This is a genomic window from Scytonema sp. PRP1 (assembly GCF_036697665.2).
GTDB lineage: Bacteria > Cyanobacteriota > Cyanobacteriia > Cyanobacteriales > Nostocaceae > Kalymmatonema > Kalymmatonema gypsitolerans.
This window is the reverse complement of sequence record NZ_JBAHYJ020000084.1, coordinates 277,415-296,031: the sequence shown is the minus strand read 5'-3', so window position 1 is coordinate 296,031 and position 18,617 is coordinate 277,415. Positions and strand designations below refer to the sequence as shown.

The following is an 18,617-nucleotide window of genomic DNA, read 5'->3' as shown; positions in this document are numbered from 1 at the left end:
AACAACCTTACACTCTTGTAGCTTATTTCCATCGAAGACTGGTTATTCAACATTGGGCGTGTTTGGGTTAATACGTTTTGACTTCCTGGTTATGTTGTTTTCTCCTTGGTTAACAAAACCTAAAGTCACTCGTTTCATAATCCAATGCAGAGCGACAAGTATGCCAAAGGTAATAGCAATAATCACGAGAGGCTGTTTGCCAAGAATGTCCTCTACTCCTTTAGTCAGCACAGCATCTGGTTGAGTCACAAAATCCCAGCTGTTAAAACGTAAGAAACGTCCCCAATAAACACCAACGGCACACAGAGCGTGGGTAATTAACTCAACCCACAAAATCCATTGACTCTTACCGATGCGATGTAAATAATAACCTAGATTAATTAAGGATATAACGTAAGCTTCAAATCCAGCAAAGATAACTAGCACATACAACGGGATAAGTACAAGAGTTATCATCCACACAGATTGAATTGTACGGATATCTTGTATAAGGTGAATGATATCAGTCAGCAGGTAAGGTGCATTCGGTAAAAAAGCATAGAACACTATAAATCCCAACCACCAAACCCAAGATCGCCCGCGCCTGTTGCGAAACAACCAAACGCTTAAAGCCAAAGGTATAAAAGCGAGAAATAAGTTCCAAGTCATCCAACGCATGTTGATTTGCAAGACTTGCACGACTCTAGGTATCAATTCAATGAGTTCTGCTTTCATAGCTGCTTCCTTGAAGATGTGTAAATGATTATGGTTCCCTGTATAGTTATAAGCTACCTGATTGACAGTCAAAACTCCATTGAGTGGTAAAAATGGCTACTAGCCAAATGGTCAATCAAACACGCTAACTCACTAGTATAGCCAATGTGTAAATCACAGCTTTACCATAGAGACTCTCACCTGGAATGGTGCTGTTGTGCTGGCTGTGATTATAGATTTCATCTTGCCCTGATTCAGTTCCAGAAATAGACTTTTTGCAATCCATCATGTATTTTTCCCTCCGGGCGAACTTCAGAAGGTTCCCCCCGTTGTGGCGACTAACGTGCAGATGAAAAACAATACATCTTTTTAAAGATTGTCAACTGTCTAAAGAAGTAACTGCATTTATTAGGGAGTTTCAGCGATGTCATTTTTGGCTACAGTACTTATTCACCTGAGATGCCAGATCATCAGACTGTTTAGCAGTATTTGCCGCTGCTGTCAAAGCCGTATCGATTTCTCCTCTAGCCTTTTGAATTTTTGCCCTACCCTCTGATGAGTCTTGTGCGTTCTTAGCTGAACCAAGAGCCCTACCCGCCTTGGCGATCGCTTGACTGAAAGTCTCAAATCCCTGCACAAAACGGCTCTGAAATTCTTGAAGCTTGGGATCTTTTAACTTCAGCTCCTTGATTTGTTTGGTCACAGCTTCCAAATCCTTGGATAGTTGCAAGCTTGTTGTCACCTGCAGCCCTTTATTGTTATCAATCAGTTCACTTCCTTTGTTTACGACATCAATCAGTCGCTGACATTGAGAGGCTTTGCTGTCACTACAAGCAGTAACCAAAAGGGCGATGCTCAAGCTAAGAGGAACAATAACAGTGTATTTACGTAAAATAGACATTAACACCCAACCATCAATAAAACCCAAATAATACTAACTAATGACTCACTCGTTTTGGTTGGTGTTTCGATAATTCAATTCTTCCACTGAGTTTGGTAGTACTCCGGGACAGCGCAGGTTTAGGGACTGCAAGCTTGAGGCGGATGCGGTAGTGACTTGTGCTTGCTGTTATGTAAAGCGTTTTGTGGTCCCAATCGCCCCAAGCTAGATAAATTTGTTATCACTTCAGGCACGATCAAACAAACAGCACACAGGTATTTATTTGAAAATGCCCCCCATCGCATTGAATTATGGAAAAATTCCTAGTTTAATTATAAATTTCCCTAGATTGCATAATCTGGCTAAAAAAGTCTTTAAATTACGGGTATAATCGTGTTTCCTTTGATTCCATACTCAAGCTGGCTACATAGGGTCATTCAGCCTTATTTAGCCATGCACATCCCAGATGGCTTTCTGAATTTACCTGTTATCGTTATTACTTGGGTAATTGCCATCGGTTTAATTGCACTCGCACTTTCGCGATCGCAGGCAGAATACCAGGAAAAAGCCGTACCCCTGATGGGAGTGTGTGCCGCTTTTATCTTTGCTGCTCAAATGATTAATTTCCCGATTCCTGGCGGCACTTCCGGGCACCTTTTGGGTGGAACCCTAGCGGGAGCTTTATTAGGTCCGTGGGCTGGCTCTCTGGTGATGGTAGCGGTGTTTATCGTTCAAGCTGTTTTGTTTCAAGATGGCGGTCTGACGGTATTAGGAGCCAACATCTTTAATATGGGATTGGTTGGCACATTTGCTGGTTATTACTTATACAAAGCAATCCGGTTTGCCATCGGTCGCAATAAATTGTCAGGAATGGTCATTGGCGCAGCCGTTGCTGCCTGGACAAGTGTAATGGTTGGCTCACTTTTGTGTGCGATCGAGCTGGCAATATCTGGAACAGTTCCCTTAACCGTGGCGTTGGCGGCAATGGCAACTTGGCACGTAATTATCGGTATTGGTGAGGCAGTGATTACCGTAATAGCACTGACGTTTATTTGGCGGACTCGCCCGGATATGTTCTACGATCCGCCGCGCAAGGCTGTTGCCTCTCGTCCTCTCTCTCGGCATCAATAGGGATAATGCATATGAGTAATAATCTCTCGCGATCGCGCAATCGTGCTTTTGTCATAGCTGGCTTGGGTGTAGCCCTGCTCATTGCGGTTTTCCTCTCTCCTTTTGCCAGCAAAGATCCTGATGGCTTGGATCGAGTCTCCCAGGATCTTAAATTTGAAGATAAAGCCGCTGAAGATGCACCAGCGAAAAAGCTGCCCTTCTACGCTGTTTTTGAGGAATACGCCCTTAGAGGTGTACCAGAAGCCGTTGCCACTCCTATAGCTGGGTTAGTGGGGACTTTAGCAGTTTTTGGCTTGGCTTGGGGAATTGGCAAACTGGTTGTGCGTGGACGTAGTTCATCTCACCCTGAGTTAGATGAATCCGAGTACACTGATGATTCAAAATAAACCAGGAAACTTAATAAAATTTTAACTAGATGCTGCTGCATATTGGGGCGCTAGCTTTTGATGTTGATAGTAAACAGGTCACTCCTTGGCACAAACTCGCCCCTCGTACTCGGATACTGTGTACATTGCTACTGGTGTTTGCCATTGTCCTCACACCCAATGGACATTGGTGGACTTGGGCAATTTATGGCTTAGCTGTGGCAAGCGTTTTATTACTCAGTAAAGTCACCCTCACCGTGCTACTGAAACGCTTAGCAGTTGAGTTTGGTTTTGTTGGTGTTGTACTTTTTGGTACTTTGTTTCGCGGAGGTGGCACGGTTCTTTGGGCTTGGGGTCCGTTGCAGATTACCACAGTGGGGCTAACTGTCTTAGGTAGTGTCACGCTCAAGACGCTGCTGTCGCTGCTGATGTTGAATTTGCTAACTTTAACAACTTCAGTATCGGCGCTACTCAATGCCTTGATTGAATTGCGAACCCCGCCGCTTTTGGTAGCAATTTTAGCATCAATGTATCGTTATATTGGTGTGTTGATGAACGAATTTAACACCATGCGACGAGCCGCAGCCTCTCGCAATTTGATGAACAGCAACCGTACTATCCGCCTCGTTGTTGGCAACATGCTCGGAGCGCTGTTTATCCGCACTTACGAGCGAGGTAACCGCGTTCATCAGGCGATGCTGTCACGGGGTTATCAAGGACTCCCACCGATAGAAAAAGTACCACAGGCCGGACGGCAAGATGTTATAGCTCTGACTTTGACGGTCATTTTGGCACTACTTGGACAAGCAGTTTACTTAATTAAGTGACAGCACTCTTCGATGCATCATAATCCGATAAAAATCAAAAATCTGACTTATACCTACCCTGATGGGACTCTGGCTCTCGAGGGAATTAATTTATCTATCGAAGCTGGGGAACGGGTTGCATTAATTGGGGCGAATGGTTCAGGAAAATCCACTTTGCAGTTTCACCTCAATGGAATTATTCTGCCTCAGGAAGGAGAGGTGATTATTGGCAAGTGGTCTGTAACGCCGGAAAATTTGCGAGAAATTCGGAATTTTGTCGGGCTGGTGTTTCAAAATCCAGATAATCAGCTATTTATGCCCACGGTGTGGGAAGATGTTGCTTTTGGTCCGATGAATTTGGGATTACGAGACAAGGAACTCAAAGAGCAAGTTCTTCAAGCGCTAGCAGCAGTTGATATTGATCCAGAATGGTATGGGCAACGCAATACTGATAATTTGTCTGGTGGTGAAAAGAAACGCATTGCGATCGCAGGTGTTTTAGCTATGAACCCGCAGGTTTTGGTATTAGATGAACCTTCTGCCCAGTTAGATCCGCGATCGCGTCGCCAGTTAATTGATTTGTTGCAAACTTTGCCTCTCACTCAACTGATTGCCACTCATGATTTAGACTTAGCTTTAGAACTTTGTTCTCGCACCATTGTGCTAAGCAGAGGACAAATTGTGTTTGATGGTGAGACTGAACGGGTGATGAATGATTCAGAATTTTTGCAGGCTCACGCTTTAGAACCTCCTTTGAGCTACAGTCGCCCTTACTGTCTCATTGAACATGCACCTGTCAATCAAGTCAGTGTCCTTATGCAAGCGTAATCCAATATCTACGGTTTGCAACCCGAAGTAAGGTATAGAAAGAAATAATCAACCACAGATGGACACAGATGGACACAGATAAATTTGTACTTCATTCAATTGAGTTGCGCTATAAACCTGGTTAACGACCTTGCTTTAAAAGTAGCGAAATAAATTCAATATTCTTTGCCGTAAGCGTTCCAAAACAGGTCCCTCTTCAGCGACTCCGTCAGCAAATAACATTTCATATATGAGTGGTACTCCTAACTGTAACTCTTCTAAAATATCGCGTTGAGTAAACACATCCTGTGGCTTTCCCTCCAAAACAAGTCGTCCTTTATCCATGACAAATATCCAATCTGCCCAGCGGTAAACTAAATCAAGGTCATGAGTTGCCATCAAGATTGTTGTCCCAGCTGCATGAATCTTTTTCAGGGTTGCCATGAGGTTACGAGTATGTAACTTATCCAGATAAGCTGTAGGTTCATCTAATAGCAGTAGTTCAGGTCGTAGCACCATCACATCTGCTATGGAAACTCGCTTTTTTTGTCCCAAACTCAGATGATGAACTGGTCTTTGAGCTAGTTCAGTTAAACCAAATTCTACTAAAGCTTGCTCGACTCGCTGTTGAATTTCTACTTCTGGCAACCCCAAATTACACAAGCCGTAAGAAATATCTTCTTCAACAGTAGAAGCTACCAGTTGTTGCTCTGGATCTTGAAAAATTAACCCAACTTTTTGACGTAACTTCATCAAGGAGTTACGGTCATATTTGAGTGAGCTACCTTGCCAATGCACACTACCTTTATTTGGTTTGTATAGACCATTTGCTAATAAAAATAGTGTCGTTTTTCCACAACCATTCTGACCAATTAATGCACATCTTTTGTGAGCAGGAATCCGTAGTGTTAAACCATTCAGAGCCGATTGTTGCGCACCTAAATAGGTATAATGTACCTGCTCAAATTCAAGTAACCATTCCTGCATACTTCCACAATTCTAATCCTATTAATACTGCACAGCCGACAATTGCTTCTATGGTATGGCGCTTCGATTGATGATAGCGATGAGGATGCCAAACCCGCAATTCTCCACTAAAACCCCGTGCTGCTAAACTTAACGAGACTTGACGATAGTTTTCTATGGTTCGCTTTAGTAGTTGTCCAATCAACAGTGCTAAACTTTTCATCCCAGTACTAAAAGTTCGATAGCCTCCACGAGATTGTTGAGCAGTCCATAACTCGGCAGTAGTATTTAAAAGGACAAAGATAAAGCGGTACATCAGCAATAAAAGCTCAGTTAAAAGCACTGGAATGCCGATACGACGCAATGTTTGCAAAAGTTCGGAAAAAGGGATGGTTAACATGACAAAATATAGGCAGGATAAAGAGGCGATCGCTCGTGTTAAAATTGTCAATCCCTGCTCAATACCTTGATGACTGATATATACATAATAATGACCAAAAGTCAATCCTATAATTGAGTCATGTTGCACAAAATCTAGATGAGATACCTCTATGCCATTGATTGCTAAAGCCGGCAAACTCGTTAACCAGAATAGAGTGGCAACGTAGACTAATTTCAAATAAGTTTTAGCAGGAATGCCTGCATAAATAACTGTCCAAAGACTCATCCAAAAGAATATCAAAACTTGAACTTGCGGATGAGCAAAGGCAGTAATTATCAGCAGGGCAGTGGCAAACAGTAATTTCTGCTCTGGCGCTAACCACCGTAAGCGATTAGTGTAAGCAAGTGTGTCAATCTGAATTTTCATTTTGTTTCTTGCTTTGTTCGGAGCGCCCTTTGTACAAACCAATCACGTAGCCAATCACACCAGCACCCGTCGCTGCTTGCACACTAAACAATAAGCTTTCAACTTCCCCACTCGGCAACTCAATTAATGATTTAAACCAAGGTTTATATTGGGGCTGTATCTCTTTAATTGCTGATTCTGCTTGGTCATCAGAACCACTAAATTCTGCGCCTTTGATAAATACTAGTGGTGCTACTGCCAATACCACCACTGCTAACAGCAACAGCCAGTTATTCCATTTTTGATTTTGCTGAGTCATGAATCCAGAGTGAGTTGTTATTTGTTATTTGTTAATAGCTTAGTTGTTAGTTGTCAAAAAATCTCACTAACAACTAAGCAATCTCTACCAACTCTTAGCTGTTTGGTTTAACTAGGTTTAACATTTCCAGTTCTTGATGACCATAGTTGGAAAGCCAATTCCATACCAAGACTGTTAAAAACCCTTCGCTAATTGCCAAGGGTACCTGCGTTACCGCAAAAATTCCGGCAAATTTAATAAATGATGCCATAAAACCACCCGTAGCTGCGGGAAAGGCAAGAGCCAGTTGCACGGAGGTCACAAGATAGGTGGTTAAATCTGCAACAGCAGATGCGAGAAATATCGCCAACCTTTGCTTGCCAGTTTGCATAATCAAGCGGTATAACCAGAAGGCAACAAATGGTCCGACAATTGCCATCGAAAAAGCATTTGCTCCTAGTGTTGTCAAACCGCCATGCGCTAGCAGCAATGCTTGAAATAGCAACACTAAACTACCCAGCACCGACATTGCTAAAGGTCCAAATAACACTGCTCCTAATCCTGTGCCTGTCGGATGGGAACAACTTCCTGTCACTGAAGGCATTTTCAATGCTGACAGTACGAATGTAAACGCTCCTGCCAATGCTAGCAGTAATTTTAATTCAGGAGTGGCTTGAGTGATGCGAGTCAGGGAGCGCAGCCCCAAAATAAAAAACGGTAATGCTACAACCCACCAAAAAATTGCCCAGCCTGGTGGTAAAAAACCTTCCATAATATGCATAGCATACGCTGGTTTGGGTAGGCACACAATGAAGTAAAAACTTACCACTGCCATCAAGGTAAGACTCACTAACCTTGATTTGCGTTTTGATTTAAGAATAATTTTTGACACGATAAGTACCTAGAGATGCATCTAAAGCTTTTAGTTTAAATCGGCGGGCGTTTTGACTCAAGAATAATCTTTACTAGCAAAGGTTCCTGCTTATTTAGTCAAGTATGCAGGGGCATTTGGTGCAAGATATGAGCCTCTGACTACCTTGTCCACTATCTCGCCTTTAGAAATATGCATCATACACCTTTTGACATTTTGTTGTTTCAAAAATAATTAAATCTATGTAACTATCGCAAGCAATAAAGAAAAATTAAAATTTTTCACGAGACTTTTTAGTGTTGTACTAGCGATGCAATGTTAAGACAAGAAACCGAGAGAAATCAAGATAATGATAAATATAATCATTATTATATAATTTTTAAAGCTTGAGAAATATTGACAATAATTATTAATGACTTTAGTATTTCAAAAGAAATTAATTGAAAAAAATTAGCAATTTTATTTTGCTATCCAGTATCAATAAAGTATCAGTAATAACACCATGCTTAATATATTTGCTTTAGAAAAAGAAAAAGTAATAAGCCGTCGTAATCTGTTGAAGCTGGGTTTAGTAGGCGCTGGTGTGAGTGGTGCGGCGTTATGGCAAATACTTAATGCCCAAAATAAGTCAATCGTGAGAGTGCCAACTCTAGAGATGGAGCCAACTTCCGGGGTTGCTAACCCAGCCAAGATGCTACGGGATTTTGAATATGGCACAGTAAAACAAGAAAACGGACGTACCATCCGAGAATTTCGGTTGACTGCGGGTACTTCCACGATTCAACTTAACAATGCTGTCTCTTACAATATCTGGGATTTAAATGGTCGCATACCAGGACCAACACTCAGGGCAAAACAAGGCGATCGCGTGCGGGTACTGTTCTTCAACCAGGCGGGACATTCCCACTCTTTACATTTTCACGGCGTCCACCCCTCAGAAATGGATGGTATTCGCCCAGTTCGCCACGGTACAGCAACTATTTATGAATTTGATGCTGATCCTTATGGCGTTCATCTGTACCACTGCCATATTGAGCCGGTAACTCGTCATGTTGCCAAAGGGCTATATGGAATGTTTATCATCGATCCACCCACTCCACGTCCTCGAGCTGATGAGATCGCATTAGTGATGGCTGGGTATGACGTGAATGACGATAGCCGTAACGAATATTATGCCTTCAACGGGCTGCCTGACTACTACAAGGATAATCCTATCCCCATTTACCAAAATCAGTTGATTAGGCTGTATCTTCTCAACATCATTGAATACGATCCAGCAGTGACGTTTCACCTCCACGCCAACTTTTTTGACGTCTATCCCACGGGAATGACTACCAAACCCACTACTAAAACTGATGTGATTACGATGGGGATAGCGGAACGTCACATCTTGGAATTTGCCTTTCGCTATCCGGGTATGTATATGTTTCATCCCCATCAGGATGCGATCGCAGAAAACGGCTGCATGGGTCAATTTGAAGTCATAGCTGAGAGTAACTCTCAAAAGACGGCAAAAACTTCCTGACTAGATATAGCAGTTCTCAGTAGTATTAAATACAGATTTTGTGGGGTGGGCATCTTGCCCGCCCTGAATTAAACCGACAGGTGAGGACACCTGTCCCACAAGGAAATCACAACTGTAATGCATTTAATTGAAAACCGTGCAGACATCTTAAAGCAAACATGTTAAAGGTGACTTCCCATAACCTTCAAAGTGGCTGCTTTCCACAGTAAAGCTTACCCGTGCATCAAATAATTACTTATCACTATTTTTTATTGATGAGAGATTTTGCCATATTATGTGGTAGAACTTGTTATAGTATGGCGACAAACGCATAATTACTGAAGAAAGCTTTGAGTTGAAATTTGTCAGGGATGCTCCGGAGAAGGGTGACAATGGCTTTGTGCATCTTGAAACTCCTGTGAGGAGAAAAGCCTGTTTCTAAAAAATCACTACCTAGATGTCGTCAAAAAATCCTGATTCGACTCCTGTGCAATGACTGAACAACGATAGCACCAGTGGGTTAGAAACTCATGGTGCCAAATGTAATATCTGGTGACATTTTTCCGATGAACATACATTTCACACATTTACTAAACTTACCTGGTGTAGCCGTAGAATCTTGTAATTTGTCTCACGATTCAGTATCCTTTAAGTTAAGTGTTTTAGCTGAAGGTACATACTGTCCGCATTGCCGTAACTACACGAAAGAATTACATCAAACCAGACCAATTGTAGTGAGAGATTTACCAGTTTATGGTAAGAAAGTGTATTTAAAAGTACCACGTCGCCAGTTTTATTGCAGAGTTTGCCAGCGATACATTACTGAGCGATTGCAGTTTATTGATTGGCGAAGGAAGTACACACGAAGGTATGAAGAGAGTATTTACTCCCAAATCAATCATGCCAACATTGAGCAAATTAGCCAACAGCAACACCTCGGTATTGAGCAAATCAAGAACATTTTTAACTACATCAGTCAAAAGCAAAAAAAACAGCATCGCGTTGAACTCAGTAAAAAGATGTTTTGCTATGAAACTCACGGAAAACAATAACAAAAAATTATCACCATTATGTCAAAGAATAAATCTATTATTTTTTTGACTGTAGATTTTTTCCGTAAAAGTATGTATGCTCAAATAAGTGCGTAAAACGTATTAAAAAAAGCATACACTTTCGAGAAGTTTCTCTTAAGTACCAGGGCACCCCATTTACCTAATGGGAGGGGACTTCCTAATTTAGATTCCCTCATCATCAATAATTGTTTGTTGAACACCAACTGAGGATTTGTTATGGTGGGATATTCACGTGTTGATTCAATTTTTGGGGAATTTTCAAAGCAGCTAGATATTGCTAAAGTTGCAATTAATAGACTAAACTTATTGTCTGTTGGTATCTTTCTATTTTTGCCCTTATTCAACCTATTGCATCTTAGTCGTTGTCATCAATGGATGGGAAGAATTGACGGTTTGAGAGCATTACGTGCAAGGATCGTTGCTGTACACACAGGACATTTAGGATTTCCATTACTTTGGAAAGTGAGTAAAATTTTCCCTCAAATGCGTACCCTAACATTTTGGTCAACTGTTGTTGCATTTTTGGGTATTGCAACTGGCAACTTAGCATATATGCATTACATTGCAGATTTTCACAAGAGCAGTGTGCGGGCTTGGCTAGAAGAAAACTCGCGGATATTTTTTGCATTCATAAAATTTTTTCGCAAATCATGTTAAATCTTTGATACTTGACGGTAAGTTCAAACAGCGTCTCCTCAAATAACAAGATTTGCAGCCACAGGCTGAAAAAGGAATATACAGTTTTCAATTTCTCCCAGTTGTGTTCCCCCCTTGCTACCTGATTCGGTATTGCAAGGGGGTTTACTTTAGTAGGACTGACAACACTGATTCTATGATTAGAACATAATGCGCCCTCCGACTGTCGGTCAGGAGAATGGCTTTGTTGTCGATTCTTTCGTGCCTAGTTTAATTCCTCTACAGTCTCAAATATGCAAATGTAGCATCAGTTCTTAATTAGGAAGATTGTCCCCTATAAGCATTTCAGTGACTCAAAAACTGAGAATTGTTATCAAAGTATCCATAAAATTTTAGCAAATAGTTGAAAAATAATCTCATTTATGAGAAAGTATCATAGCAAAATCTAAGATATACTGTCAAATCCATCGATCAATACTTGTTTGAATGTTTTAATGATTACCTTTGAAATACTCCTAGGAGCAACAATGATAAAATTCCGTTACATCTGCTTAACTCTTGCTACTGCAGCCATTTTCGCTTTAACTTCCTGTAATGGTACGCCAACGGCAGAAAATTCGACACCGGCTACTAACTCCAGCCCCCAGGCTACTGAGACTGTGAGTCACAGCGGACACGGTAACAAAAAGAAAATCAACATTAATAATGCGATCTTGTCGGAGTTGGATAAGTTTGAGGCACAGCTTGGTGTTCCAGCACTATCGCACAAAATTCAGGCGAGTCGTCCCTACATCAGCCCTGAGGACTTAGTCTCGAAAAAGGTGATTACTCAAGAGCAATTCAACCAAATTAAAGATCAGGTGACTATTCAGGAAGTGGTTCTGACTGGGGAACCAAAAGATGTTGACTACATGACGAAACTCGGGTTAATGAAAGGACACCTTTTGGTAGCAAAAGAACTGTTGGATCAAAATCAGCCAAAACAGGCGGAACCTCACATTGGACATCCAGTTGAAGAGATTTATGTTGATGTAGAAGAGCAATTAAATGAGCGTAAAGTCAAAGATTTTAAGACATCTTTGATTAGTTTGCAAGATTTCGTCAAATCTAACCCTAAAAATGCCAAGGTGAAAACTGATTTTGCCTCTTCCATGCAATCTATTGATAACGCTGTGACAGCTTTAGGAGCAGATCAGCGATCGCAACCAAGATTCGTACTCCAGGTAATGAACGCCTTGCTAGATGCAGCTAACTCAGAATATGGTGCGGCGATTGCAGATGGAAAAATTTCTGCAGCCATTGAATATCAAGATTCCCGTGGCTTTGTCAACTACGCTAACGACTTATACAAAGGGATTTCCAGCAAATTGGCTAAAGAGCATCCCGCAGAACATAAAGCAATTGAAACGAGTATGGCTCAACTGACAACAGCTTGGCCCTCTGCAGTTCCACCAGCTAAACCAGTCAAAACTCCCGAAGATGTCACCAGCCTGGTGAAAACCATTGAACAAAATTCTCAAAAAGTGATTGATAGTTCCAGCACACAAGCGCAGCGATAGCCTGCTTGAATTGTTTGTAGTGATACTTGGCTGACATTTTACTCTCACTCAAAACTTTAAAGTGAGTAAGCAGTGAACAAAGACTGAGGAGTGAAGAGTTGGGTGAACCTGGATTGCCTCAGCTTTAACCCCTCGTCGGCGAATGAACAAAGCATAACTCATCGCTCATCACTCATAACCTAAGAAACTTCAACGTATCACTAGAATTAGCAACATGATGCAAGAGCTTGACCATACAAAAACAATCGACCTGCTAAACTCAATCATGGAGTGTGAGTTAGCAGGAGTAGTGCGTTATACTCACTATTCCTTAATGGTAACTGGTCCTTACCGCATTCCCATTGTGGATTTTTTTAAAGCACAGGCTACTGAGTCTTTACTTCATGCCCAACAAGTAGGAGAAATTCTCACAGGTATAGAAGGACATCCCAGCTTGAGAATTTCTCCCATCGAAGAAACTTATAAGCATTCAATCAAGGATATCTTGGCAGAAAGCTTAGTACACGAGAAAAAAGCACTTGAATTGTACAAAGACCTACTTGAAACTGTTAGCAATGCTAGCATTTATATCGAAGAGTTTGCCCGTAATATGATTGGTCAGGAAGAGATGCATAATCTCGAACTGAAGAAAATGTTACGCGATTTCAGCTAACACTCATTAGTTATTAGTCCTTAGTCATTAGTAAAAATTAAGGGACTAATGACTAATGACCAAGGACAAAAGACAAAGGATAAAGAATGAATTTTAGTGCTGCCTTACCCACTTTTGTGATTACACTCCGAGAAGGAGTAGAAGCTGCTCTCGTAGTCGGCATTGTGCTGGCTTTGCTGAAAAAAGCTAAACAATCGCGCCTTAACCCTTGGGTTTATGCTGGTGTTGGTGTTGGGATTGTTGTCAGTGCATTTATAGGTTTTTTGTTCACTTGGATCATTCATGCACTAAGTGCAATTAATCCCCAATATTCATCAGTGGTTGAGCCATTGATGGAAGGTGTGTTCAGCTTGTTAGCAATTGTTATGCTCAGCTGGATGCTTATTTGGATGACCAAGCAAGCCAGATTTATGAAAGCTCAGGTTGAGGGAGCCGTAACAGGTGCTTTAAAACAGGATTCATATGCTGGTTGGGGTGTTTTTACTTTAGTATTTGTTGCCGTTGTGCGCGAAGGCTTTGAAACTGTTCTGTTCATCGCTGCTAACTTTCAACAAGGGCTTATTCCTGGTCTTGGCGCTCTTGGTGGTATTGCAGTTGCGGCTGCAATTGGCGTGCTGTTATTTCAATGGGGCGTTAAAATTAACATCCGCCAATTTTTCCAGGTCATGGGGGTTTTCTTAGTGTTGATTGTGGCTGGGTTAGTGATGACGGCTTTGCATAAGTTCGACGAAGCTTTTACTACCCTTGCTCTGAGCAATCGCGCCTCAGAAAGTCTTTGTTTTTATTACGAACGGTTTACTAAAATCCACTCTTGTATCTTAGGTCCAATGCTTTGGGATACTTCCAAGATCCTACCCGACGAACAGTTCCCTGGCGTTGTTCTCAAAGCCTTATTTGGCTATAGACAATATTTATATGTTGTGCAAGCAGTGGGATATGTTGTCTTTTTAGTAACTGTTGGTGGTTTTTATTTCCGCAGCATCACAGGTGCAGGAAATGGTACTGCAAAAAATCAGCCAGTAGCACAGAAGTCGATGGGTTCTCTCAAGGATTGAGCAAAAATAGAAATGGGTTCGTAGTGAACGCAAACGCTCATTACAAATCCAGTTCCTCCTTTACCCATTCCCAATGACTAAGATTTGTGTCAAAGAGTTATTTATCCATCCATTTAAAGGGTTAAGCGCCCAAAAGTGCGTTAGCGAAGGTCCTCCCAAGGAGGCTCGCGTTGAGCTGCAAGTTGGACATGGCATCAGGGGCGATCGCTCTTTTGCGTTAATGTTCCAAGAAGATGCACAACATCCCGACTCTACAAAAGTGCCGTGGATGAAAAAGCAACACTTCGCTATGCAAAATGACTGGGCTGGACTTGCAGCGTTGGATTGTTACTACGAAGCAGCTAGTGGCACTTTAACAGTCAAGCGCAAAGGTGTAGAGTTATTGGTTGCTGATACGAATAGCCCAACAGGACGCGATCGCATTGGTGCTTTTTTCACAGGATACCTCGCAGGAATTTATCCCACTCAGACAGCTAGACATCCAAACCGCGCACCTTTGCAACTTGTGGGAGAGTATGGCAAAACTCGCTATCCCGACCGGGAAGCAGTACATATTTCTCTTATCAGTCAAGCAACTCTTGACAATTTAAGTGAGTTAGCCGGGCTTCAGGTAGATGTCCGGCGTTTCCGCCCCAATATTGTTTTAGATGGTGTACCCGCCTGGGGAGAATTTGACTGGGTAGGCAAAGAAATGCAACTTGGTACAGCCCGAATTGCCATTACAGCCAGAATTAATCGCTGCTTAAATATTGATGTCAATCCAGAAACGGGAGAAAGAGATATCTCCCTGCTGACTCTGCTGAAAAAGCATTTTCAACACACACAGACGGGAGTTTTAGCACAGGTTATTACCAGTGGAACCGTGGCAATTGGCGACATTATGACACAACTTTCAGATTGACATCCTCTCGCCGCTAACCGCAAGCGGTGTAGCGGGAGATTCCCAAACCTCACGATTTAGGTTTCTGTTTCCTTCCCTTACGGGTTTTTTGCAACTGCCCTTTGGACTTATGCCCATCAGGTCTTATGTTCGCTCCACAGACTGTCACGGTGTGTCCCACCGCCAAAATGTTTTGTGCTGCGTTGATATCCCGGTCGTGGTGTGTCCCACAGTTGTGGCAATCCCACTCCCGTACACTCAACGGCAATTTATCAACAACGTGACCACAATTCCCACAGCGCTTAGAACTGGGAAACCATCGGTCAATCTTTACCAAGGTACGACCATACCACTTGGCTTTGTATTCCAACTGTCTAACAAACTCACCCCATGCAGCATCACTGATAGCACGGGCAAGTTTTGCGTTTTTGACCATATTTTTAACAGCCAAGTCCTCAACGGCAATCGTTTGGTTTTCACGCACCAATCGAGTTGTCAGCTTGTGCAAATGGTCTTTGCGAGAGTCGGAAATTTTGGCTTGAATCCGGGCAACTTTAACTCTTGCCTTGTCTCGATTGCGAGAACCTTTTTGGCGACGACTAAGAGTTTTTTGTGCCTTTCTCAACTTTTGGTAGTGCTTATTGAAACCCTTGGGGTTAACAATCTTTTCTCCTGTACTCAAGGTCACAAGACTGCTAATACCGACATCCAGCCCCACAGACTTGTCAACTGGTTGCAACTTCGCTTCGGTGGGGTCGTCAATCCGCAAGCTGACAAACCAACGCCCGGAGGGTTCAAGCTTAACTGTGATAGTTGTAGGTTCACAACCGTCGGGAAGTTGCCTCGACCATTTGATTGGCAATGGCTCAGAACACTTTGCTAAATAAACTTGTCCGTCCTTCCACCTGAAAGCAGACTTAGTAAACTCTGCACTGCCCCCGTTGCGCTTCTTTTTGAAGTTAGGGTACTTTGCCCTACCAGCAAAGAAGTTAGTGAAGGCTGCTTGCAAATGTCTCAAGCCTTGCTGCAATGGTACACAACTCACTTGATTCAAAAACTGGAGATCATCAAGTTTTTTCCAAGAAGTCAGCATTGCAGAAGTTTGAACGTAGTCAACTCGTTCTTGCCTTTCATACCAAGCCTCCGTTCTCGCTGCCAATGCTCGGTTAAATACCAACCGTACACAACCAATCGTCCGGCGCAATATCTGTTCTTGCTCGGCAGTTGGGTAAAAACGGTAGCGGTGTGCTTTTTCCATGCCTCACATTTTATCACAAAATCTGTGAAGCACGTATATCTCACTATCCGCCTCATGTTAATTACTCACTCGTCGCTCACCCTATTACCTGTTGTCGCCTGGCAACAATTTGGCTTAGGGGTGAAACTCCTCGCTCGTCCCCATTCCTCTTACCGCCAAACGGGCGTTGTGGCGGGAGTCTCTTGGGGGTGTTAGATGAACAAAATGCAACAGCACAAAGAGTGAGCTAACTCTGGTCACTTTGGAGGATGTTCTATTCTGCTGTTTCAAGCCAAAATGTTGAGTTTGAAAGCTTTAACGTAGATACTTTTTAGATAAATTATGACAAACGACCTAACCGTTCGCCAAATCCTATTGGATAATGATGCGGGATTACTACCCTATCTTCGTCACCAACTCCAAACAGAGGAATTTTCACACTTTCGAGCGCAGTTCGGTTTTCATGTAGACGAGTTTCATACCCAAGTTAGCAAGAACGATGATTTTTCAGAAGCTCAAACTACGCTCAAGATCACTTTAAAGATATTGATTGTTGTAGACAGCCAAACGAATCCAGATGATGCAACACTACATGCGCTTGAGTTTCAACAGATATTGGATGCTTTACTCATTAATTGGAGCCAGCGCAGCGAGCAGTTGATAAAACCAATTTCAGAGATTAAAGGGGCGTTCAGCAACTTAGAAGAAATACCTTATCACGGTGGCTATCTTCCTGGTTTTGAAATCCAATGCAAGTTTGCTTTAACCTACAATGCTGTCACTACACTCTTGATGGGGGAAGAGGAGCCAACCAACAAACAACAATCCACCTTGTATAACCCAGGCGATCGCACTCCCATAAGCGGACAGTACGAACTCATCAACTCTAATGGAAAAGGTACGGGGCAAGAGGTGACATCAACCTCTGGGCGTCCCTTTCCTCCAACTCCTGAACCTAACCAGTCATACAAGTTAGTTGACCCCACAAAGCACAAAAAGGGTAACAGGCATTGAGCCGATTAACGCAACGACTCAAAAATCACTGTTATTGCTATCAAACAAAACAGGATAAGTCCCAACCGCCCAACCCAATCGAATACCAATGGTAGGATGAGGGCAATATTTACTACGCCAAAAGTTATTGACATAACATAGGCGATCGCAAAGCCAAATAGTATCAGTAGAAAATATTTCAGGAAACGAGAAACTAATCTCAATAGACGACTGTCTTGCTGTGGTTCCATATTTCTTGGACTCCTTAATAAAACGGATCTAAGCAAAAAGCCGGGAAGTGTTTTTATCACTTCTCCGGCTTGTAAACGTCTGGTTTATCGAAAGCCAAATGTCTGTTGAACTTGCAGATATTCACTTTTACTCCTCACTCTACCTTGCTATTTTTCTTTTCAACAGTAGAGTTACTATTGAAGAGGCACTTGTTTAGGTTTCTTTACGCAACTGCCTCCATCCGATCCAATTTTCAAGAATTTGGTCGTATATCTGTTGAATTTCTTCCAGTTCCTTTTTACTTAAGAGATAGCGTTGACTAACGTGTCCACCTACTTCCACAATCGTTTCAAACTTCCCCTGTTTGCTTCGGGTCATAAATTCGCCATGTCCAGTTTCCGACAAAGATTGAATCAGTAGAAAGCTGATGTGAGAAAAAACTGGGTGCAACTCGATAGAGTCAGGTTGTTGCAGGACAATATCTTGCCTCCCTTTTTTTTCTATGGTGACTACAGGTGGTCCTGCTATAGATGCATCTCCAAGCTTCAGTTGCATCTTCAGGGCATCGGGACTGCTCAAAAATTCTTGGAATCCTGAGAAGGTCATATCAGTTTCTCCGTGAGGTTGACCGTTAGTCTAAACTCTTTGCTATCACCGGAACTGCTCATAAAAAGCCGCAAACTACTTGTATCCAAAGAGAACGTCACTCTATCCTGCAATTTTTCTCACACACAGATAACTTATTTATAATCTATTACATAAAAAACGCAAATTTCAAGTGTTGGAATAAAAAATATTCACAAAGTATTAGGTATATGTAAATTGCTTTATCTTTTTAATATCATTTTTTCTCACAATGAGATAATTTAAACGAGAGTTTATACAAAAAATATGAGTATTACACTGAGTCAAGAGACAACAAAGGTTGTACAAATTCTTAGGATAACTGCTCATAGAAGAAATAGGGTTGACATTTGATACTTTCTACGGAAAGCTAGTTATTAAATTTTATAAGTCAATACGGTTCAGTTAGTGGTGTTTAGTTTTGTTACAATCCCCCAACCCCCTTAAAAAGGGGGCTTAGTTCCCTCCTTTTTAAGGAGGGCTAGGGAGGATCAATCCTTAACTGAACTGTATTGTTTTATAAGTAGGGTGGGCATTGCAATGCTCTCGTTACAAAGTGACTGGCTGTA

At 42.0% G+C, this 18,617-nt stretch carries 21 protein-coding genes; 12 read left to right on the top strand and 9 right to left on the bottom strand.

Features of this window, described 5'->3' with window-relative positions; all coding sequences use genetic code 11:
• Positions 1-42: 42 nt before the first annotated feature.
• Together V5G28_RS20650 and V5G28_RS20645 are read right to left on the bottom strand one after the other, a co-directional pair.
• Positions 43-714 carry a DUF1361 domain-containing protein gene (locus tag V5G28_RS20650; RefSeq protein ID WP_332988035.1) on the bottom strand — a complete coding sequence of 224 codons (672 nt, stop codon included), beginning with the start codon at positions 712-714 and terminating at the stop codon, positions 43-45.
• 406 nt (positions 715-1,120) lie between these two features.
• A complete protein-coding gene (locus V5G28_RS20645; RefSeq protein WP_332988034.1) occupies positions 1,121-1,594 on the bottom strand; it encodes a hypothetical protein in 474 nt (157 codons plus the stop codon).
• Positions 1,595-1,966: 372 nt separating this feature from the next.
• Here V5G28_RS20645 and cbiM point away from each other — a divergent pair, with 372 nt between their 5' ends.
• From cbiM to V5G28_RS20625, 4 genes are read left to right on the top strand one after another with little or no spacing between them, the layout of a single operon-like run.
• On the top strand, positions 1,967-2,704 hold the full coding sequence (gene cbiM, locus V5G28_RS20640) for a cobalt transporter CbiM (protein WP_332988033.1): 738 nt from the start codon (positions 1,967-1,969) through the stop codon (positions 2,702-2,704).
• Between the two features lie 11 nt (positions 2,705-2,715).
• Positions 2,716-3,090, top strand: coding sequence for a PDGLE domain-containing protein (locus V5G28_RS20635; protein ID WP_332988032.1), 375 nt, complete (start codon positions 2,716-2,718; stop codon positions 3,088-3,090).
• A gap of 29 nt (positions 3,091-3,119) precedes the next feature.
• Positions 3,120-3,896, top strand: coding sequence for a cobalt ECF transporter T component CbiQ (gene cbiQ, locus V5G28_RS20630; RefSeq protein ID WP_332988030.1), 777 nt, complete (start codon positions 3,120-3,122; stop codon positions 3,894-3,896).
• Between the two features lie 12 nt (positions 3,897-3,908).
• Positions 3,909-4,703, top strand: a complete 795-nt coding sequence (locus tag V5G28_RS20625; protein WP_332988029.1) for an energy-coupling factor ABC transporter ATP-binding protein — start codon at positions 3,909-3,911, stop codon at positions 4,701-4,703.
• Positions 4,704-4,838: 135 nt separating this feature from the next.
• Here the strand turns inward: V5G28_RS20625 and V5G28_RS20620 are convergent, their stop codons facing one another.
• From V5G28_RS20620 to V5G28_RS20605, 4 genes are all read right to left on the bottom strand, one after another.
• Entirely contained in the window at positions 4,839-5,669 is an 831-nt protein-coding gene (locus tag V5G28_RS20620; protein ID WP_332988028.1) for an energy-coupling factor ABC transporter ATP-binding protein, read from the bottom strand.
• Entirely contained in the window at positions 5,650-6,456 is an 807-nt protein-coding gene (cbiQ, locus tag V5G28_RS20615; RefSeq protein WP_332988027.1) for a cobalt ECF transporter T component CbiQ, read from the bottom strand. The genes V5G28_RS20620 and cbiQ (V5G28_RS20615) overlap by 20 nt, the downstream gene beginning before the upstream one ends.
• On the bottom strand, positions 6,440-6,754 hold the full coding sequence (locus V5G28_RS20610; protein WP_332988026.1) for an energy-coupling factor ABC transporter substrate-binding protein: 315 nt from the start codon (positions 6,752-6,754) through the stop codon (positions 6,440-6,442). The genes cbiQ (V5G28_RS20615) and V5G28_RS20610 overlap by 17 nt, the downstream gene beginning before the upstream one ends.
• 94 nt (positions 6,755-6,848) lie before the next feature.
• The gene (locus tag V5G28_RS20605; protein WP_332988142.1) at positions 6,849-7,568 is read right to left on the bottom strand and encodes an energy-coupling factor ABC transporter permease; all 720 of its coding nucleotides are present in this window, start codon (positions 7,566-7,568) and stop codon (positions 6,849-6,851) included.
• A gap of 538 nt (positions 7,569-8,106) precedes the next feature.
• Between V5G28_RS20605 and V5G28_RS20600 the strand changes: the two genes are divergently transcribed.
• The 6 genes from V5G28_RS20600 to V5G28_RS20575 all read left to right on the top strand — a co-directional run bounded on the left by V5G28_RS20600 (position 8,107) and on the right by V5G28_RS20575 (position 14,984).
• The gene (locus V5G28_RS20600) at positions 8,107-9,129 is read left to right on the top strand and encodes a multicopper oxidase domain-containing protein (RefSeq protein WP_332988025.1); all 1,023 of its coding nucleotides are present in this window, start codon (positions 8,107-8,109) and stop codon (positions 9,127-9,129) included.
• Between the two features lie 509 nt (positions 9,130-9,638).
• The gene (locus V5G28_RS20595) at positions 9,639-10,160 is read left to right on the top strand and encodes a transposase family protein (RefSeq protein ID WP_332988024.1); all 522 of its coding nucleotides are present in this window, start codon (positions 9,639-9,641) and stop codon (positions 10,158-10,160) included.
• Positions 10,161-11,344: 1,184 nt separating this feature from the next.
• Complete coding sequence (locus tag V5G28_RS20590) at positions 11,345-12,376, top strand: helix-hairpin-helix domain-containing protein (RefSeq protein WP_332988022.1); 1,032 nt, start codon at positions 11,345-11,347, stop codon at positions 12,374-12,376.
• A gap of 217 nt (positions 12,377-12,593) precedes the next feature.
• A complete protein-coding gene (locus V5G28_RS20585; RefSeq protein ID WP_096571355.1) occupies positions 12,594-13,028 on the top strand; it encodes a ferritin-like domain-containing protein in 435 nt (144 codons plus the stop codon).
• 86 nt (positions 13,029-13,114) lie between these two features.
• Positions 13,115-14,083 (top strand): FTR1 family iron permease, encoded by a 969-nt coding sequence (locus V5G28_RS20580; RefSeq protein WP_332988021.1) that lies wholly within the window; start codon positions 13,115-13,117, stop codon positions 14,081-14,083.
• Between the two features lie 73 nt (positions 14,084-14,156).
• Positions 14,157-14,984: an MOSC domain-containing protein gene (locus tag V5G28_RS20575; protein ID WP_332988020.1), complete on the top strand. Its 828-nt coding sequence runs from the start codon at positions 14,157-14,159 to the stop codon at positions 14,982-14,984.
• A 49-nt stretch (positions 14,985-15,033) separates the two neighbouring features.
• Here the strand turns inward: V5G28_RS20575 and V5G28_RS20570 are convergent, their stop codons facing one another.
• On the bottom strand, positions 15,034-16,221 hold the full coding sequence (locus V5G28_RS20570; protein ID WP_332988019.1) for an RNA-guided endonuclease InsQ/TnpB family protein: 1,188 nt from the start codon (positions 16,219-16,221) through the stop codon (positions 15,034-15,036).
• A gap of 24 nt (positions 16,222-16,245) precedes the next feature.
• Between V5G28_RS20570 and V5G28_RS20565 the strand changes: the two genes are divergently transcribed.
• Positions 16,246-16,416: a hypothetical protein gene (locus V5G28_RS20565; RefSeq protein WP_332988018.1), complete on the top strand. Its 171-nt coding sequence runs from the start codon at positions 16,246-16,248 to the stop codon at positions 16,414-16,416.
• A 126-nt stretch (positions 16,417-16,542) separates the two neighbouring features.
• Positions 16,543-17,214 carry a hypothetical protein gene (locus V5G28_RS20560; RefSeq protein ID WP_332988017.1) on the top strand — a complete coding sequence of 224 codons (672 nt, stop codon included), beginning with the start codon at positions 16,543-16,545 and terminating at the stop codon, positions 17,212-17,214.
• Between the two features lie 5 nt (positions 17,215-17,219).
• Here the strand turns inward: V5G28_RS20560 and V5G28_RS20555 are convergent, their stop codons facing one another.
• Together V5G28_RS20555 and V5G28_RS20550 are read right to left on the bottom strand one after the other, a co-directional pair.
• Positions 17,220-17,444: a hypothetical protein gene (locus V5G28_RS20555; RefSeq protein ID WP_332988016.1), complete on the bottom strand. Its 225-nt coding sequence runs from the start codon at positions 17,442-17,444 to the stop codon at positions 17,220-17,222.
• Positions 17,445-17,637: 193 nt separating this feature from the next.
• On the bottom strand, positions 17,638-18,030 hold the full coding sequence (locus tag V5G28_RS20550) for a hypothetical protein (RefSeq protein ID WP_332988015.1): 393 nt from the start codon (positions 18,028-18,030) through the stop codon (positions 17,638-17,640).
• Between the last annotated feature and the right edge of the window lie 587 nt (positions 18,031-18,617).

What these genes read in the sequence shown, in the direction of transcription:
- V5G28_RS20570 (WP_332988019.1), bottom strand. Translation starts at nt 16,221, where the DNA reads ATGGAAAAAGCACACCGCTACCGTTTTTACCCAACTGCCGAGCAAGAA.
- V5G28_RS20600 (WP_332988025.1), top strand. Translation starts at nt 8,107, where the DNA reads ATGCTTAATATATTTGCTTTAGAAAAAGAAAAAGTAATAAGCCGTCGT.
- V5G28_RS20595 (WP_332988024.1), top strand. Translation starts at nt 9,639, where the DNA reads ATGGTGCCAAATGTAATATCTGGTGACATTTTTCCGATGAACATACAT.
- V5G28_RS20605 (WP_332988142.1), bottom strand. Translation starts at nt 7,568, where the DNA reads ATGGCAGTGGTAAGTTTTTACTTCATTGTGTGCCTACCCAAACCAGCG.
- V5G28_RS20650 (WP_332988035.1), bottom strand. Translation starts at nt 714, where the DNA reads ATGAAAGCAGAACTCATTGAATTGATACCTAGAGTCGTGCAAGTCTTG.
- V5G28_RS20610 (WP_332988026.1), bottom strand. Translation starts at nt 6,754, where the DNA reads ATGACTCAGCAAAATCAAAAATGGAATAACTGGCTGTTGCTGTTAGCA.
- V5G28_RS20575 (WP_332988020.1), top strand. Translation starts at nt 14,157, where the DNA reads ATGACTAAGATTTGTGTCAAAGAGTTATTTATCCATCCATTTAAAGGG.
- V5G28_RS20580 (WP_332988021.1), top strand. Translation starts at nt 13,115, where the DNA reads ATGAATTTTAGTGCTGCCTTACCCACTTTTGTGATTACACTCCGAGAA.
- cbiQ (WP_332988030.1), top strand. Translation starts at nt 3,120, where the DNA reads ATGCTGCTGCATATTGGGGCGCTAGCTTTTGATGTTGATAGTAAACAG.
- V5G28_RS20625 (WP_332988029.1), top strand. Translation starts at nt 3,909, where the DNA reads ATGCATCATAATCCGATAAAAATCAAAAATCTGACTTATACCTACCCT.
- V5G28_RS20560 (WP_332988017.1), top strand. Translation starts at nt 16,543, where the DNA reads ATGACAAACGACCTAACCGTTCGCCAAATCCTATTGGATAATGATGCG.
- V5G28_RS20590 (WP_332988022.1), top strand. Translation starts at nt 11,345, where the DNA reads ATGATAAAATTCCGTTACATCTGCTTAACTCTTGCTACTGCAGCCATT.
- V5G28_RS20635 (WP_332988032.1), top strand. Translation starts at nt 2,716, where the DNA reads ATGAGTAATAATCTCTCGCGATCGCGCAATCGTGCTTTTGTCATAGCT.
- V5G28_RS20550 (WP_332988015.1), bottom strand. Translation starts at nt 18,030, where the DNA reads ATGACCTTCTCAGGATTCCAAGAATTTTTGAGCAGTCCCGATGCCCTG.
- V5G28_RS20585 (WP_096571355.1), top strand. Translation starts at nt 12,594, where the DNA reads ATGCAAGAGCTTGACCATACAAAAACAATCGACCTGCTAAACTCAATC.
- V5G28_RS20620 (WP_332988028.1), bottom strand. Translation starts at nt 5,669, where the DNA reads ATGCAGGAATGGTTACTTGAATTTGAGCAGGTACATTATACCTATTTA.
- V5G28_RS20645 (WP_332988034.1), bottom strand. Translation starts at nt 1,594, where the DNA reads ATGTCTATTTTACGTAAATACACTGTTATTGTTCCTCTTAGCTTGAGC.
- cbiQ (WP_332988027.1), bottom strand. Translation starts at nt 6,456, where the DNA reads ATGAAAATTCAGATTGACACACTTGCTTACACTAATCGCTTACGGTGG.
- V5G28_RS20555 (WP_332988016.1), bottom strand. Translation starts at nt 17,444, where the DNA reads ATGGAACCACAGCAAGACAGTCGTCTATTGAGATTAGTTTCTCGTTTC.